The organism is Mycobacterium sp. UNC410CL29Cvi84 (assembly GCF_000686745.1).
Lineage (GTDB): Bacteria > Actinomycetota > Actinomycetes > Mycobacteriales > Mycobacteriaceae > Mycobacterium > Mycobacterium mucogenicum_B.
Window position 1 is genome coordinate 209,097 of sequence record NZ_JMLM01000011.1, and the last position, 15,435, is coordinate 224,531.

The 15,435-nt window shown below is 65.5% G+C and carries 16 protein-coding genes; 11 read left to right on the plus strand and 5 right to left on the minus strand.

Going from position 1 to position 15,435, the window contains the following annotated elements; translation table 11 throughout:
- The first annotated feature begins 96 nt into the window (after positions 1-96).
- Both BR47_RS30790 and BR47_RS30795 read left to right on the plus strand, forming a co-directional pair.
- Positions 97-978 carry a cutinase family protein gene (locus tag BR47_RS30790; RefSeq protein ID WP_036427507.1) on the plus strand — a complete coding sequence of 294 codons (882 nt, stop codon included), beginning with the start codon at positions 97-99 and terminating at the stop codon, positions 976-978.
- 385 nt (positions 979-1,363) lie between these two features.
- On the plus strand, positions 1,364-2,746 hold the full coding sequence (locus tag BR47_RS30795) for an FAD-dependent oxidoreductase (protein WP_051634858.1): 1,383 nt from the start codon (positions 1,364-1,366) through the stop codon (positions 2,744-2,746).
- 6 nt (positions 2,747-2,752) lie between these two features.
- Here BR47_RS30795 and ygiD read toward each other — a convergent pair whose 3' ends face one another.
- From ygiD to BR47_RS0117245, 3 genes are read right to left on the minus strand one after another with little or no spacing between them, the layout of a single operon-like run.
- Positions 2,753-3,517: a 4,5-DOPA-extradiol-dioxygenase gene (ygiD, locus tag BR47_RS0117235; RefSeq protein ID WP_036427533.1), complete on the minus strand. Its 765-nt coding sequence runs from the start codon at positions 3,515-3,517 to the stop codon at positions 2,753-2,755.
- A 41-nt stretch (positions 3,518-3,558) separates the two neighbouring features.
- Positions 3,559-5,022: an FAD-binding protein gene (locus tag BR47_RS0117240; RefSeq protein WP_029120271.1), complete on the minus strand. Its 1,464-nt coding sequence runs from the start codon at positions 5,020-5,022 to the stop codon at positions 3,559-3,561.
- The gene (locus BR47_RS0117245; RefSeq protein ID WP_029120272.1) at positions 5,022-5,522 is read right to left on the minus strand and encodes a VOC family protein; all 501 of its coding nucleotides are present in this window, start codon (positions 5,520-5,522) and stop codon (positions 5,022-5,024) included. Before BR47_RS0117245 ends, BR47_RS0117240 begins: the two co-directional genes overlap by 1 nt.
- Before the next feature lie 120 nt (positions 5,523-5,642).
- Between BR47_RS0117245 and BR47_RS30800 the strand changes: the two genes are divergently transcribed.
- On the plus strand, positions 5,643-6,287 hold the full coding sequence (locus tag BR47_RS30800) for a TetR family transcriptional regulator (protein WP_029120273.1): 645 nt from the start codon (positions 5,643-5,645) through the stop codon (positions 6,285-6,287).
- 19 nt (positions 6,288-6,306) lie between these two features.
- The gene (locus BR47_RS0117255) at positions 6,307-7,446 is read left to right on the plus strand and encodes a 3-ketosteroid-9-alpha-monooxygenase, oxygenase component (RefSeq protein WP_029120274.1); all 1,140 of its coding nucleotides are present in this window, start codon (positions 6,307-6,309) and stop codon (positions 7,444-7,446) included.
- A 49-nt stretch (positions 7,447-7,495) separates the two neighbouring features.
- Here the strand turns inward: BR47_RS0117255 and BR47_RS0117260 are convergent, their stop codons facing one another.
- Complete coding sequence (locus BR47_RS0117260) at positions 7,496-8,101, minus strand: QsdR family transcriptional regulator (protein WP_036421055.1); 606 nt, start codon at positions 8,099-8,101, stop codon at positions 7,496-7,498.
- 103 nt (positions 8,102-8,204) lie between these two features.
- On the opposite strand from BR47_RS0117260, the gene BR47_RS0117265 reads away from it, so the two are divergent.
- From BR47_RS0117265 to BR47_RS32165, 5 genes are read left to right on the plus strand one after another with little or no spacing between them, the layout of a single operon-like run.
- Complete coding sequence (locus BR47_RS0117265) at positions 8,205-8,960, plus strand: SDR family oxidoreductase (protein WP_029120275.1); 756 nt, start codon at positions 8,205-8,207, stop codon at positions 8,958-8,960.
- Complete coding sequence (locus BR47_RS0117270) at positions 8,960-9,988, plus strand: phosphotransferase family protein (RefSeq protein ID WP_029120276.1); 1,029 nt, start codon at positions 8,960-8,962, stop codon at positions 9,986-9,988. Before BR47_RS0117265 ends, BR47_RS0117270 begins: the two co-directional genes overlap by 1 nt.
- Before the next feature lies 1 nt (position 9,989).
- Complete coding sequence (locus tag BR47_RS0117275) at positions 9,990-11,210, plus strand: acyl-CoA dehydrogenase family protein (protein WP_020103073.1); 1,221 nt, start codon at positions 9,990-9,992, stop codon at positions 11,208-11,210.
- A 59-nt stretch (positions 11,211-11,269) separates the two neighbouring features.
- Positions 11,270-11,734, plus strand: coding sequence for an RrF2 family transcriptional regulator (locus BR47_RS0117280; RefSeq protein ID WP_029120277.1), 465 nt, complete (start codon positions 11,270-11,272; stop codon positions 11,732-11,734).
- 55 nt (positions 11,735-11,789) lie between these two features.
- On the plus strand, positions 11,790-12,935 hold the full coding sequence (locus BR47_RS32165; RefSeq protein WP_141772156.1) for a hypothetical protein: 1,146 nt from the start codon (positions 11,790-11,792) through the stop codon (positions 12,933-12,935).
- Here BR47_RS32165 and BR47_RS0117290 read toward each other — a convergent pair.
- Complete coding sequence (locus BR47_RS0117290) at positions 12,869-13,663, minus strand: crotonase/enoyl-CoA hydratase family protein (protein WP_029120278.1); 795 nt, start codon at positions 13,661-13,663, stop codon at positions 12,869-12,871. The two genes, BR47_RS32165 and BR47_RS0117290, sit on opposite strands and share 67 nt — an antisense overlap.
- A gap of 264 nt (positions 13,664-13,927) precedes the next feature.
- Between BR47_RS0117290 and BR47_RS0117295 the strand changes: the two genes are divergently transcribed.
- Positions 13,928-14,575 (plus strand): TetR/AcrR family transcriptional regulator, encoded by a 648-nt coding sequence (locus tag BR47_RS0117295; protein ID WP_036421185.1) that lies wholly within the window; start codon positions 13,928-13,930, stop codon positions 14,573-14,575.
- Complete coding sequence (locus BR47_RS0117300) at positions 14,572-15,435, plus strand: MlaE family ABC transporter permease (RefSeq protein ID WP_020103078.1); 864 nt, start codon at positions 14,572-14,574, stop codon at positions 15,433-15,435. The genes BR47_RS0117295 and BR47_RS0117300 overlap by 4 nt, the downstream gene beginning before the upstream one ends.

Consider the following 15,435-nt stretch of genomic DNA (forward strand, 5'->3'; position numbering starts at 1 on the left):
CGGCGGCGTATGTGGGCGGTGCGCTGATTGCTGCGTGATGAATATTTGCTGGTCAGGCGTTTGTCTTACTTTCCTGCCTGCGGGTAAGATGCGGAGATGCTGTTTCGCCACGTACCTCGCTCGATCGTTGCTGGCGCTGTCGCTCTGCTCACGGTGGCGGGCCCACTCGTCATCGCGGGTGTGGCGCCGGTGGCCGCTGCCGATGACTGCCCCGACGCCGAAGTCATCTTCGCGCGTGGCACCGACGAGCCGGCGGGTATGGGCCGGGTCGGGGATGCCCTTGTCGATGCGCTGCGCAAACAGGCCGGCGGCTTGACCATCAGGTCGTACGCGGTGGACTACAAGGCCACCATCACGCAGCGGCACAGCGGCGAGGGCGCCAAGGACGCGATCGCTCACATCAAGTCCACGGCGTCGGCTTGCCCCAATACCAAGATCGTTCTGGGTGGCTACTCGCAAGGCGCGAGCGTCGTCAACATCGTGGCCGGCTTCTCCGGTATCAACTGGGGTGATCCGTTGCCGCCGGAGTACAACAAGAACATCGCGGCCGTCGCTACTTTCGGCAACCAGGCAGATCGCACCGACGGAGCGCCACCGACCCAGAACTCACCGCTGAGTCCCAAAGCGATCGACCTCTGTAATCCCGCCGACCCGATCTGTCACTCGGGTGCGGGCAACTCTTGGAGTGGCCACACGCAGGGTTATGTCCCCGCGTACACGGACCAGGCAGCGGCTTTCGTAATGTCGAAGCTCCTTGCCGGCTCGCCTCTGACGCTGCCCGGGTACGGCTCGCAGTTCCCGGCGTATGGCCCGCAACCCGGCCCCAATCCCCAGATGGGCTACGGAGCATTGCCCGGACCTCCGCAGACGTACGGCACACCGCCCGGCCCGCAGGCCGGCTACGGTTTGCAGCCTCCCAGTTCGGTTCCGTCGAGCTCCACGCCGACATCGCCGACTCCCGGACCCGCTTTGTCCTAGCGCCGCCCTCGGGTGCAATAGTCCTTGCGCACAACAGGTTTCGCGGTTTTCGACGAACCCGGCGCTCGGCGTCATGAGCACCACGATGGCGCATTCGGTTGCAAGCGGCAGGTTTTCGTACAACACATTGCGCGCAGACGGCCTCGACGGGCATGAGAACCCGATCGTCACGCGCAAACCCCGTCGCGCCAGAACTACTGGGGAACAACGGGTCTAGCGTGCCGCGGCATTGACGCGGTCGTGATAAAACCAACGAAAGTCGGTTTGCGGTAAGCATGGCAAAGTCCTGAAGAATTGCTGTACGTCACGCATCACGCGGCGTACGCTTTTTCCAGCTGCGCCGGGTGCGGCCTGCCTCGGCGCAGTGCGAACTTCGGGAGCAACCATGTTGGCCCAGGGATTTGACGTCGTCATCGTCGGCGCTCGGTGTGCCGGCTCGCCGCTGGCCACGATGCTGGCGCGGCAGGGCGTGAACGTTGCGGTAGTCGAACGTGCGACGTTTCCGCGGGACACCCTGTCGACCCACATCTTCGAGACGGACGGCTTGGCGTTCCTCGATCGGCTCGGTGTGACGGACCAGCTCCGCGCCACCGGTGCACCATTCATGAAGCGGTCCAACTCTCGCGCTGACTCTTTCCAGTTCAACGCGCCGTGGCCGCTCCGCAGCGGCGACATCGGCGGCGGCGCATCGGTCCGGCGCACGGTGCTCGACCCGATACTGGCCGGCGCCGCCGAGGAGGCCGGCGCCGAGGTCCGGATGGCGACTGAGGTAACCGGAATGATCTGGGAAGGCAGCCGGGTCACCGGGGTACGGGTAAAAACGCACGGCCGGGAGGAGGAACTGCGGGCGCGGCTGGTCGTCGGCGCCGACGGGCGTAACTCCACTGTCGGAAATCTCGTGGCAGCGCGCAAATACAACGTGGTCCCCGGCCAGCGGTTCGCCTACTGGGCGTTTTTCAGTGGCGCGCACATGCCGGCCGAGCCGTCCAACGTTTTTCACCGGTGGGACGACAAGTTCGTGATTGCCGCGCCGTGCGACGAGGGCCTGTACCAAGTGATCGTCGTCCCCGAATTTTCTCAGCTCCAGCGATACCGCGCCGACCTTGATGGCAGTTTCATGGCCGACGCACTGACCTGTGAGCCGGTGGCGGAGGCGCTGGCGGGCGCGCAGCGGGTGAGCAAGTACTTCGGGATGTTGCACTGGACCGGCTTCTTCCGAGATCCGTCGGGGCCAGGCTGGGCGCTCGTCGGCGATGCCGGCCACTTCAAGGACCCGTCGGCAGGGCGGGGGATCAGCGACGCGTTCTCTCAAGTCGATGCGCTGGTACCGGCGGTGGTCGAGGGCCTGGGTGGCTCGCCGGAAGCGCAGGATGCGGCGCTGGCGCGCTGGGGCCGGTGGCGCGATCACGAGTTTTCCGATCATTACTGGTTCGCCAACGATCTCGGCAAGTCCGGTGCGGTTCCGACGGTGTTCGCGCAGATGGTCGCGGACCTGCACGCCAGGGGGGAAATCGGGCGGTTCCTCGATCTGTTCAACCACCGCGAAAGGCCGTCGCAGGTGTTGAGTGCATCGCGCTTGTTCGGCTCGGCAGGCCGGCTCCTGCGGCATCAACATCAGGGCAGGCGTGCCCTGCTGAACGAAATACGCACGCTGGTCGGCGAGAATGCGCGTCACCAGTTCCTCAACCACCGCCACGCGTACATCACGGCGGCAGAAGCGATGAAACCTGCTGGGGCAACTGAAGTCGATGAGAGCAGCGTGGCCTGAACGGCGTCAGTTCACCACATACGACGTCATCGACAGCGACCCGTAGGTATAGCCGTCGACGAGCACGTGCGCGGGCGTGTCGGCGGCTGCGCACAACCCGGCAAAATAGAGCATCGGGATGAAATGATCCGGCGTCGGCGCGGCGGCGGCGAAGTCGGGATGTTCCCGTAGCCGCAGAATGTCGGCCGGTGCCGCGGTCAGCAGATCGGCTGCCGCGTCGTCAAACCTTGTGGCCCAATCGAATCCGCTGTCGGGAAGCCGCGCGTTCATGGCGCGCAGGTTGTGCACGATATTGCCGCTGCCGACGATCAGCACTCCGCGGCTGCGTAATTCGGCCAGTTGCGCGCCGAGCGCGATGTGTTCCTCCAGCGGTTTCTCGGCGTTGATCGACAATTGCACCACCGGGATCGAGGCATCCGGGAAGGCGTGCACCAACACCGACCACGTGCCGTGGTCGATGCCCCAGCTGTCCCGGTCAGAACCGATCCACGTCGGTTTGACGGTCTCGGCGATCTCGTCGGCCAGCTCGGGCAGTCCGGGTGCCGGGTATTGCACGTCGAACAACTCCTGCGGGAAGCCGTAGAAGTCGTGGATGGTGCGGGGATGGGCCATGGCGGTGACCGCGGTGGCGTTGATGTACCAGTGCGCACTGACCACCAGGATCGCCCGCGGCCGTGGCACCGACTGGCCGAACTCCGTCCACGCGGCCGTGTACTGGTTGCGTTCCACGGCGTTCATCGGGCTGCCGTGACCGATGAACGCGGCGGGCATGATGGTGGGCAGGTCGGCTGATCCGGTCATTACGTGCAACGCTACCGGGATTGCGCTCCGGTCGCCGCTACGGCAGCGGCTCGCCCTGCACGCCGGCCGAAGAATGAACCGGCACCCAGCTGGGTGCCGCTGGAGTACCCCTTGGCGTCCTGCGCGATGGTGGAGGCGCAGGCGCCGGCGGCGTAGAGCCCGGCAATGGCAGTGCCGTCGTCGCGAAGTACCTCACCGTCGACGGAGATCGCCAGGCCGCCGAGGGTGAAACCGCTGTAGAACGCCTTGCCCAGACTCAAGTCGAATGCGGCCCACGGGCCGACGTCCTGGGGCTCCAGATACGTTGCCGCCTTGTGGAAATCGGGGTCCTCGCCCCGTGCCGCGTTCGCGTTGTACCTGTCGAGTGAGGACTGCAACCGCCCGGCCGGTATGCCGAGGGCCGCTTCCATCTCGGCGACATCTTCCCACCCATCGATCAACTGAACCAACGGCATCGTCGGCATCTCGACATGTCGGGAATCGACGACGAGGTACGCGACACTGTCCGGCTGTTCGAGGGCGAAGGCGGAAGTTCTCGCGTGATAAGAGTCTTCGGCGACGAACCGGTCTCCGTTGCGATTAACGATGAGGCCGGTGAGCAGTGTGGCAGGCGGATACACCGGCGCGGTCATGAACGCCTGATCCAGGTATTTGGTCGCGGCGCCGACCGATTGGCCCATGCGGATACCGCTGCCGTCGTCGTAGGTGCTGCCCAGCGCGAAAACGCGATCATCGGCCAGTCGGGGAACATGCTGCGCCAGCATCTCGCGGTTCATCACGAAGCCACCGGTGGCCAGGACGACGGACTTCGCCCGTACGGCGCCCGTCTCGCCGAAGTGCTTCCACGTTGCGCCGACGACTCGGTCGTCATCAATGACGAGTGCGGATACACCTGTCTCGTAACGGATTTCCGCGCCGAGCTCGCCTAGTCGCTCGACGAGAAGCTTGACCACCATGCCCGCGCCGCCGGTATCGCCGGGTACCGGGACCTTGTGGCCCCGCGGCGCCGGAACCGCCTGCTCGCGGAACGGCCACACCTGCTCGTTGCCGGTGTACATCAAGCCCTGTGTCTCCGGCTGAATGACAGCCTTGTGCGGGTAATAACTGCGCTCGAACTCGAAGCCCAGGGCCTCCAGCCATCGGAGATGTTCGGCGCTGCCTTCACAGTAGGCGTTGATCAGTTCCGGCACAGGCTCTTTCGAGACCGCGGTCAGATAAGCGGCCATCTGAGCGGCTGAGTCCTCCTGGCCGGTGGCCTCCTGAACCGCGGTGCCACCGCCTAAGTAGAAGTGGCCGCCGGCCATCGCGGTGGTGCCGCCGGCCACCGCGGCACGTTCGAGCACGAGCACGCGGGCGCCCGACGCGGCTGCTTCGACCGCTGCGCATCCGCCTGCCATGCCGAGCCCGACAACCAGGACATCGACCTCGTCAGAGAACGACGAAACACTGTGTGCTGATACGGTTTCCGGGGTCATCAGGCGCCCTTCGCGGCCGTCTTGATGTGCTCGAACATCGCGCGAATCTCGGGGCTGAACTTGCCGAGTTCGATATACGGCACCCCGGCCGAGGCTCCGTCCATATACGCGAAACGCATCAACCCGCCGGACATCTCACCTTCCTGCACGATCGGCAGACCTTGCTCCTGCGCCGATGCCACGGCGGCGTCGAAATCGCCTGGCTCGAAACACACGTGGTGCAGGCCCGGGCCGCTGCGAGCCAGGAATTCGGTGTAGATGCTGTCGCCGCGCACCGGTTGGATCAGCTCCAACTGCATGTCGCCCGAATAGGACAAGGAGATGTGGGCCGTGAAGTCGGCGGGCTCGCCGTGCAGGCGGCAGGTCTGCGGCCCGAACTCGATGTTGGGCATCCGGACCCATCCGCCGACGCCGAACTGCTTGCTCAGCAGCTGTTCGGTGGCCTCGATGTCCTCAGTGACCCAGGCGATTTGGCAGATCGGTCCATACGCGACGGTCATGGGATTCCTTCCGAGGGGCCCGCTGCGTGACGGGACGAATCACTTCAAACTAAGCGTATTCGCTTAATTGGTCAAGCATTAGTGATTGCAATCTGAAGCGCACGAACTACACTGAGACCCGTGAATCGGCCTGGTGCGCGCACGGAGCTGCTTCTCGCCGGTGAACGCCTGATCGCGGAATTCGGCCCGGAAGTGTCGCTACGCGACGTTGCGGTGGCTGCGGGGCAGCGGAACAATTCGGCTGTCCACTATCACTTCGGATCGCGAGATGGCTTGATCAAGGCCATCATTGGTCATCGCCAGGCTCCACTGGAGCAGGCCCGGCTGGCGCTGCTGGCCGAGCACGAAAGCGCCGGGGAGCCTGACGACAGCATCACCGCTCTGGTCACCATCCTGGTTGAGCCGCTGTTCGACACTCCGTATTCCGATGGGTCGAGCCACTACGCGCGCTTTCTCGAACGCGTCCGCAGTCACCCCGTCATGGCCGAGCTCACGCTCACGTCGGAGCAGTGGCCGGCCACCCGAATCCTCACCACCCGGTTGCTGCGGGCCCTCGATCACCTACCGGAAGCGCTTCGGCGCCAACGCATGGCGGCGATGGCCTCGGTCATGTACACCCTGCTCGCCGACCATGAACGCCAAGTGGATGAGCGTCGCGACGCGGTCCGCGGTGCCCTGAGTGAGGCCGAGGCGAGGGACAACATCGTCGCGATGGTCGTCGGTCTGCTCACCGCGCCGATGCCCGCACTGATTGACCCGCGGTGAAACAACGATGGAGTAGCGCATGTCGGTCGCAGATCAGGAGCTGACGGAGATCCGGCAGATCGAGGCGGGGGAGAACCCGACCAGGTTCGCTCGCGGCTGGCACTGCCTCGGCCTGATCCGGGACTTCAACGACGGTGCGCCCCATCAGATCGACGCGTTCGGCACGTCATTGGTGGTCTTCGCGGACAGCCAGGGCCGGCTGAACGTGCTCGACGCCTACTGCCGGCACATGGGTGGCAACCTGGCGTACGGCACCGTCAAAGGGGACTCGATCGCGTGCCCGTTCCACGACTGGCGCTGGGGCGGCGACGGCAAGTGCACGTTGGTGCCCTACGCCAAGCGGACGCCGCGGTTGGCGCGGACCCGCTCCTGGCTGACACTCGAACGCAACGGACACCTGTTCGTCTGGAACGACCCGCAGGGCAACACCCCGCCGCCGGAAGTCGACATCCCCGAGATCGAGGGGTACGGCACGGACGCCTGGACCGACTGGACCTGGAACATTCAGGTGATCGAAGGTTCGCACTGCCGCGAGATCATCGACAACAACGTCGACATGGCGCATTTCTTCTACGTGCACTACGCATTTCCCCGGAACTTCAAGAACATCTTCGAAGGTCATATCGCCACCCAGGTGATGGATTCGACGCCCCGCGACGACATGGTCGTCAGTACGTTCCATGACCCGACGTCCATACTGTATTCGGAGGCTTCGTATTTCGGGCCGTCGTACATGATCGACCGGCTGCGCAGCGTGGCCAACGGCATGACCGTTGAGACCATCCTGATCAACTCGCATTATCCGGTCAGCCCGAACTCGTTCGTGTTGCAGTACGGGGCCATCGTGAAGAAGCTCCCGACGATGAGCGACGAGGAAAATGCCGAACTGGCAAGGACTTTCATCGAGGGTGTGCAGACCGGCTTCGAGCAGGACGTCGAGATCTGGAAGCACAAGGCCCGCATCGACAACCCACTGCTCACCGAGGAAGACGGCCCGGTGTATCAGCAGCGCCGCTGGTACGAGCAGTTCTATGTCGACGTCGAAGATGTGACGCCGGATATGACGGACCGCTTCGAGTTCGAGATCGACACCACGCATTCCATCGAGAGCTGGGAGGCCGAGGTGGCGGAGAACCTGGCTGCGCACGCCGCCGGTTGATCCCGCACCGAGGGTCTGCTACTCGGAATCTGGCGCCGCGGCGGCAGTGTCAGCGGCTGTGGCCGAGGAACGCCGCCACCAACTCGAGGGCGGTGTCGATTTCCGGTGGCCCACCGCCCAAGAGTGGGGCGTAGAGGTGGGCGTCGCACATCCGGATGAGCGCCAGTCCGAAAGTGGCTGCGGGAAGCGGTAATTCCATCCGGCCGGCGGCCACTTCGGCCTCCAACAATTCGCCGATCAGGCGTCCGGCCGTCTGCTCCACGAGTCCGGGGAGCAGCATGAGCCGCACGATCAGCAATGGCTCGCGTTGCGATACCGCCTGCAGGGGTTTGGCGTCGGCGACCGAGTTGAGGAAGTGCTCCATCACCGCCAGGAGCATGTCGGCGCCCGCCGGGTGCGCGTTGCTCGCGCTCACCTTGGCGACCGACCGACGAAAGGTTCGTTCCGTTGCCTCGGCAAGCACGGTGCTGAGCAGGTCTTCCCGATTGCCGACGAGCCGATAGAGGGTTGACCGGCCGATCCCGAGTTCGGTGGCAAGCGCCGACATGTCAACCGGCTCGCCCGCCAGATACAGCCGGGTCGCAGCGTCGACCGCGGCTTGGCGGCTCAATGCCGTCCCCAGTCGCGGGGAGTGCGTCGTCGATTCTGCGGACATTCGCCCATTATGGGACATTGCGCCGGTATGTGCCAGTGTGGCACACTTCGCCTATGTGTCCCACTGGTGGGGCCATGTCCCGCCAACCCACGAGGAAGTTGACATGAGCACGCGATTCGAAGGAAAGACCGCGATCGTCACGGGTGCCAGTCGTGGCATCGGTTTCGCCATCGCCCAGCGTCTGGTGGACGAAGGCGCGAAGGTGGTGATCACGGCCCGCAAGCAGGAAGCGCTCGACGCCGCCGTCGAGACCCTCGGCGGACCGGACGTTGCGCTGGCCGTCGCCGGCCGCGGCGACGACACCGAGCATCAGGATGTCGTGGTGGCCAAGGCGGTCGAAACCTTCGGCAGCGCCGACCTTTTCGTCAACAACACCGGCATCAACCCGGTGTACGGACCGCTCATGGACATCGACATGGACGCCGCGCGCAAGATTCTCGAAGTCAACGTGCTGTCGGCGCTCTCGTGGGTGCAGAAGGTGAACCGGGCCTGGCAGGGTGAGCACGGCGGCGCGATCGTCAACGTCGCATCGATCGCCGGGCTGCGACCTGCCCCGGGCATCGCCTTCTACGGCGTCTCGAAGGCCGCGGTCATCCACCTCACCGAGGAGCTGGCCGTCGAGCTGGGCCCGAACATCCGCGTCAACGCCGTCGCACCCGCCGTCGTCAAAACCCGCTTCGCGACCGCGCTCTACGAAGGCCGTGAAGAAGAGGTCAGCTCGCACTATGCGCTGAAACGTCTTGGGGTGCCGGAGGATATCGGCTCGGTGGTGGCGTTCCTGCTGTCGGATGACGCCGGCTGGATGACCGGCCAGACCCTGACGATCGACGGCGGCGTGCTCCTGGGTGGTGGCGTCTGATGGCCGCCGGCGCACATGTCGAACTGCCGGGGCTGGACCTGGATCGGCTCGGTGCGTGGCTGTCGTCCACCGTGCCCGGTGCCGGCGCCACGCTGTCGGCGACGTTGATCGCCGGTGGCAAATCGAACCTGACTTACCGTGTCACCGATGGTGATTCGTCATGGATCGTCCGTCGTCCGCCGGTCGGTGAACTCCTCGCCACCGCGCACGACATGAGCCGCGAGTACCGGATGATGTCGGCGCTGGCACCCACCGCGGTACCCGTTCCCGTCATGTACGGCTTCTGCGATGACACATCGGTACTTGGCGCCCCCTTCTATGTGATGGCCGAAATCGACGGCACGCCGTACCGGCAAGCCGCCGAACTGAAGGACCTGGGAGCCGAGCGCACCCGCCTCATTTCGGAACGGCTCGTCGACACCCTGGTCGCGGTCCATTCCGTCGATCCCGCATCGGTGGGGCTCACGGACTTCGGCCGGCCCGAAGGCTTCCTCGGGCGCCAGGTCGGGCGGTGGCACAAGCAGTTTCTCGCCGCCCGAACCCGGGACCTGCCCGTCATGGAGCAGCTCTATCAGGCTTTGTCGGGGCGGGTTCCGGCCGACTCGGCACCGGGCATCGTGCACGGTGACTACCGGCTGGACAACGTGCTTTTCGACTCCGGGGACCGTCCTGCCGCGGTGATCGACTGGGAGCTGGCCACCATCGGCGACTCGCTCACCGACTTGGCCTTGATGGTGGCCTACGGGCGGTTGGCCGCATCGGGCAACGGGGAGGTCTCCGATGTCAGTGAAGCGCCAGGCTTCCTCTCCGAACAGGAGATCATCGACCGCTACCGCGTCGGAATCGACCGTTCACTCGGCGATTTCGGCTTCTACCTGGGTCTCGCCTTCTTCAAGATGGCGGGCATCTTCGAAGGTATCCACTACCGCTATGTCAACGGACAGACCGTCGGTGACGGATTCTCGTTCGCCGGCGACGCGGTGCACTTCCTGCTGGATGCCGGCCTCAACGCACTCAAGGAGCACTGACATGGAATTCGCCTACGACGCCAAGACCAACGAGATGGTCGCCGAACTGACTGCGTTCATGGACAGTCATGTCTATCCGGCCGAGAAGACGTTCCACGAGCAGCTCAATGCCCTGGACAACCGCTGGGCCTGGGACAGCGTTCCGGTGCTCACCGAGCTGCGCGCCGAGGCGCGCAGCCGCGGGTTGTGGAACCTGTTCCTGCCCGGTGCCAAGGGCGCCGGCCTGACCAACCTGCAGTACGCGCCGTTGGCCGAAATCACCGGCCGCAGTATCCAATTGGCACCCGCGGTCTTCAACTGCGCCGCACCGGACACCGGAAACATGGAGGTGCTCAACGAATTCGGCACCGACGAGCAGCAGCGCCGGTGGCTGGATCCGTTGCTGGCGGGCGAGATTCGGTCCGCTTTCGCCATGACCGAACCCGACGTGGCGAGCTCGGACGCCACCAACGTCGAGCTGTCGATCGTTCGGGACGGCGACGAGTACGTGATCAATGGCCGCAAGTGGTGGATCACCGGAGCGATGAATCCCAACTGTGCCGTCTTCATCGTGATGGGCAAGACGGATCCCAGTTCGGAACGTCACCGTCAGCAGTCGCAGATCCTGGTGCCCCGCGACACCCCGGGCCTCGAGGTGCTGCGCGGCATGGAGGTGTTCGGGTACGACGACCACGACCATGGCGGGCACGCCGAGCTGCGCTTCACCGACGTGCGGGTACCGGTGTCCAACCTGATCGGTGAAGAGGGCGGCGGGTTCGCCATCGCCCAGGCACGTCTCGGGCCGGGCCGCATCCACCACTGCATGCGTGCGATCGGCGTCGCCGAGCGTGCCGTCGAGATGATGTGTCAGCGAGCCGCGAGCCGGGTCGCGTTCGGCAAGTCACTGGCCGAGCAGGGCGTGATCCGCGACTGGATCGCCGAATCGCGCGTGCGGATCGAGCAGTTGCGGCTGCTGGTGCTCAAGACTGCCTGGCTGATGGACACCGTCGGAAATCGCGGTGCGCACACCGAGATTCAGTCCATCAAGATCGCCACGCCGCTCACCGTGCAGTGGATTCTGGACAAGGCCATCCAGGTGCACGGCGCCGGCGGGGTGTCCCAGGACTTCCCGCTCGCCGCGATGTACGCGGGCATCCGCACCCTGCGCTTCGCCGACGGGCCCGACGAGGTGCACAAGAACGCCCTCGCCCGCACGGAGCTCAAGAAGCACCTGGTGAGCTGACCCAGCAAGCCGCCGGCGCTTTATTTGCATCAGAAATGACGATTAAATAGCGTGGTCGTGTGCGGTTGACCGGTTTCAGTGACGTCGGGCTGCGGATCTTGATCCGGCTCGCCGCCGAAGACGGCCGGCAACGCATTTCGACGCGGCAGATCGCCGAGGACATGCAAATCTCGTACACGCACGCGACCAAAGCGTGTGCGCACCTGGCGACGTCCGGGTGGCTGGAGGCTGACCGCGGTCGCGGCGGCGGGCTTGCCCTCACCGCGGCCGGCCGTACCGCCCGTCTGGGCGACGTGGTGCGGTCGCTGGAAGACGACGGTGACACCGAGCTGGTCGACTGCAGTGGGCTGGATTGCCCACTGCAGTCGGCATGCCGGCTCCGTGCGGCGCTGGCGCAGGCCAAAGCGGCGTTCTATGCGTCGCTGAACACCACCACGGTCGCCGACCTCGCGCTGCCGCCGACCAGGAACCTGCTCATCAGCCTCGGCGCACTGGCTGCGCCGATCGATTCCCGTGCCGATTGAACCGAGTGGCCCGCTGGATCGTGGTACCCGTACACCGCTGCGCAAGGGGATCACGATGCAACTGTCCGCACGCCTGCCCACTGCTCTTGCCGCGACCGCTGTTGCCGTGGCCGTCATCGCGCCGGCGCCACCCGCCCCGCCTGCCGCCGGCGATCCCTCGCCGCCGGCTGTGACACGGGAAATCCGTTTGACCGCAACAGTTCCGCCGGGCGGACTGATCACCAGCTTCGTGAAGAACCAGGGGATCTACTGCTCCATCATCTGTCCGCTGCTGGCGCAGACCGTCACGACAGGTGTCACCACCACGCTGCAGGAGCCGGCCGTCTTCCTCGCCGCGTTGCCGGCGAACGGACCGCTCAAGGCCCTCGGTATCGCCGCGGCGTCGATGACGGGACCCACGGCCGCCGCCATGGACAAGGCGATCGACGCCGACGCCGCCATTCCGGCGAAGCGGGCGCTCAACGCGTTCGAGGTCGGCGTGGTGGGTCTGCTCAACATTCCGCCCGCGATCCCCGCCGGCCCGGGCGCGGTGCTCAACGCATTCCAGCAGTTCCGCCAGCAGACCTACGACGCGCTCAACGCGCCCGTCGTGCGGAACCCCGAACCGACCGTCATGCCGCGCGGAGTCTTCCAGGTCGCGGTCATCGGCGTCATCAATGTGGTTGCGGCAGTGATCTTCCCGGGCTTCAACTTCTTCCTCGCCGGCGCGTTCCACGTGCCTGACGCGGTGGCTCAGGAACTGGCGAAAAGCGGCAATCCGCTCCGTGCGGCGATGGCGGGTGTCCAGACCGCCGTCGGCGTGGTGACCAACGCCGGCAACGTCGTCGCGAACACCATCGTCACCGAGGTCAACAAGGTCCGGACAGCGGCCATGCAGCCCGGTGGCTTCACACCGGTGGCGGCGCCGAAGTCCGTCACGACGTTGGCTGTCACCCCCGATGTATCCCAGACGCCGCCGAAGAAGCCGAAGAAGACGCCGCCGTCGCAGACATTCGGGCAGCTACCCAACCCGCTGGCCGGGCTCACCAAGGGTCTGACGAAAGCGACGAATGCGCTGACGCCCAAGCCCAAGCCCAAGCCCACGCCCAAGCCCAAGCCCAACCCCAAGCCGAAGCCGGACGGCAAGGCCGGACTTCAGTCCAGCGACCGCGGCGCCCAAACCGGACTGCCGTCGCGACCGGCCTTGCGTGCCAACCGGTGATTGCGCCCCCGCAGCAGTCGTAGCTGCAAGAGCGACTCGGTCCAGAACGCCGAGCGCGGCGCCGACGTCCAGGTCGAGTCGAACAGCTTCTTGGTGGCTGCCAGTGCGTCGGGGGACCGCTCGATCAGTTGGGCGGCCAGCTCCTCTGCGGCCAGCAACGGGTCGTCGGCGACGGCGGTGACCAGTCCATAGCCCAGCGCATCAGTCCCGGAAAACACTTCGGCGGTCATGGTGAGCCGCTTGGCCACATCCATCGGCAGGAGCTCGCGCAGTGTCACCGACCCCGTCATGTCCGGGATCAGGCCCCAGCGGGCCTCCATGACCGACAGCTTGCAGTCCGGCGTCGCGATCCGGAAGTCCGCGGCGAGAGCTACCTGCAGTCCGCCGCCGTAGCAGTGGCCATGCACGGCCGCGATGACCGGTACCGGCAACTCGCGCCAGGCCCAGCAGGCCTTCTGGAACAGGTTCGTCTTCTGCCCGGGGAACTTGCCGAAGTTGCGCACGGCGCTCAAGCCCTGCAACTTTGCCCCGGCGAAGTCGAGACCGGTACAGAACGCGCGCCCGTCGCCACGCAGAATCACGACGCGCACCGAACGGTCGCGCGCCAGTCGGTCAGGGACCGTGGCGAGCGCCTCCAGCATCGGCAGATCCAGGCTGTTCATCTTGTCGGCCCGGTTGAGCGTCGCGTAGGCGATGCCATCTCGAACTTCGACGGTGATCCGATCCATTGCCATGGGGGCAGGATAGTGCGGCGCCGCCGCCTATCACGGCGCCGGCCGAAGCTGTGGGTATTTCGTGAAAATGGCCAAACGGCCCCGTCGTGGAGTAACCCGCCCTACTGTGCAGCGGCAACCTCAAGTGCGGAATTCAGCAAACCGGCGCAGCCCAAACGTTTACTCGCGAGACAATTCATTCCGTTTCGCGAAGAGTGTGTCCCAAACCGGAATCGATACGCTACTGTGATCCGCGTGACAGGCGAGGTGCGCGCGACCATGGCGGAACGCCAGCGTGCGAAACGCGCCGAGTTGGTGCGGGAAGAGGTCATCGACGCGGCGTTGGCGGAGTTCGCTGAGCGCGGATATCACCAGACGTCGATCAGCCACATCGCCAAGCGCCTCGGCTCCGGGCACTCGATGTTCTACCGCTACTTCGAGAACAAGCGCGACATCGTCGACCACGCGGTGCGCCAGGTGAACGCCCGCGTGCTCGCCGCGATCGGTGACTCGAGGCCGGGGCAGCTGACGTCCATCACCGAGTTCCGTGATCACCTTCTCGGTATCGGCATGGCCTACAGCGAACTGCTGGCCGACGAACCGCGGCTGATGCAGTTGATCGTCGTGCAGGCCGCCGGCGTCGATCAGCAGATGACCGAGGAATTCCAGCGTCTCTTCGATGACGGCGCCCGCGTGCTCGCCACCATGCTTCGGGACGGTATCAAGCAGGGCTACATCCGGGCCGACGTCGACGTGCGTGCCACCGCCCAGACCATCTGCGCCATCCCGTTCGGGATCGCCCTTCGCTACGGACAGAAGCCCAGCCGCGAGGAGTTGCTCGCGCAGACCCTCGCAAGCAATGAACTGGTGTGCCGCGGCATCGCCACCGAGTGGCCGGTGTCCGGCAAGGAAGCGGCGGCTCGATGACCGACCAGGCACAACCACGGGGACTGGCGAAGTGGGGCGCCATCGCCGAGGCCATCGACTGGGTCAAGCGTTATCTGCAGAACCACCCGATCGCATCGCTGAGCACCGCCGGCGGGCAGATCGTGCTCGGCCTGCGGACGCTGGAGTACTTGTTCACCGACATCGTCAAGGGCCGCTTCCAGGTGCGCGAGTTCCTCGACCAGGCCGCGTTCATGGCCGGAACCGCCTTCACCCCAACGGTTCTGGTGACCATCCCGATCAGCGTGACGCTGTCGATCCAGTTCGCGTTGCTGGCCGGTCAGGTCGGCGCATCATCGCTGTCGGGTGCGGCGACAGGACTCGTGGTCATCCGGCAGGGCGCTCCGCTGGTCGCCTCGCTGCTGCTGGCGACGGCGGTCGGTTCGGCCGTCTGCGCGGACCTCGGTTCGCGCACCATGCGTGAGGAAATCTCCGCCATGGAGGTCATGGGCGTGTCCCCGATCCAGCGCCTCGTCGTGCCGCGCCTGGTCGCCCTGGTTCTCATCGGTGTGCTGCTGACCGGCGTCACCAGCTTCGTCGGCTACCTGGCGAGCTACATGTTCAACGTCTATCTGCAGAACGGCACACCGGGCTCGTTCATCGCCACGTTCTCGTCGTTCTCCACCGTCGGCGATCTTGCGCTGGCCATGGTGAAGGCCATCGTCTTCGGTGTCATCGTGGCGGTGATCAGTTGCCACAAGGGCCTGGACACCCGCGGCGGTCCGGCCGGTGTGGCCAACTCGGTCAACGCCGCGGTGGTGGAGTCGGTGCTGCTGATGATGATCGTCAACGTCGTGATGAGCCAGCTGTACGTCATCGTGTTCCCGAAGACGTCGATCTGA

Bases quoted from the DNA above. Each gene is read 5' to 3' on its own strand.
- BR47_RS30790 (WP_036427507.1), top strand. From the start codon at position 97: ATGCTGTTTCGCCACGTACCTCGCTCGATCGTTGCTGGCGCTGTCGCT.
- BR47_RS30795 (WP_051634858.1), top strand. From the start codon at position 1,364: ATGTTGGCCCAGGGATTTGACGTCGTCATCGTCGGCGCTCGGTGTGCC.
- ygiD (WP_036427533.1), bottom strand. From the start codon at position 3,517: ATGCCCGCCGCGTTCATCGGTCACGGCAGCCCGATGAACGCCGTGGAA.
- BR47_RS0117240 (WP_029120271.1), bottom strand. From the start codon at position 5,022: ATGACCCCGGAAACCGTATCAGCACACAGTGTTTCGTCGTTCTCTGAC.
- BR47_RS0117245 (WP_029120272.1), bottom strand. From the start codon at position 5,522: ATGACCGTCGCGTATGGACCGATCTGCCAAATCGCCTGGGTCACTGAG.
- BR47_RS0117255 (WP_029120274.1), top strand. From the start codon at position 6,307: ATGTCGGTCGCAGATCAGGAGCTGACGGAGATCCGGCAGATCGAGGCG.
- BR47_RS0117260 (WP_036421055.1), bottom strand. From the start codon at position 8,101: ATGTCCGCAGAATCGACGACGCACTCCCCGCGACTGGGGACGGCATTG.
- BR47_RS0117265 (WP_029120275.1), top strand. From the start codon at position 8,205: ATGAGCACGCGATTCGAAGGAAAGACCGCGATCGTCACGGGTGCCAGT.
- BR47_RS0117270 (WP_029120276.1), top strand. From the start codon at position 8,960: ATGGCCGCCGGCGCACATGTCGAACTGCCGGGGCTGGACCTGGATCGG.
- BR47_RS0117275 (WP_020103073.1), top strand. From the start codon at position 9,990: ATGGAATTCGCCTACGACGCCAAGACCAACGAGATGGTCGCCGAACTG.
- BR47_RS32165 (WP_141772156.1), top strand. From the start codon at position 11,790: ATGCAACTGTCCGCACGCCTGCCCACTGCTCTTGCCGCGACCGCTGTT.
- BR47_RS0117290 (WP_029120278.1), bottom strand. From the start codon at position 13,663: ATGGATCGGATCACCGTCGAAGTTCGAGATGGCATCGCCTACGCGACG.
- BR47_RS0117295 (WP_036421185.1), top strand. From the start codon at position 13,928: ATGGCGGAACGCCAGCGTGCGAAACGCGCCGAGTTGGTGCGGGAAGAG.
- BR47_RS0117300 (WP_020103078.1), top strand. From the start codon at position 14,572: ATGACCGACCAGGCACAACCACGGGGACTGGCGAAGTGGGGCGCCATC.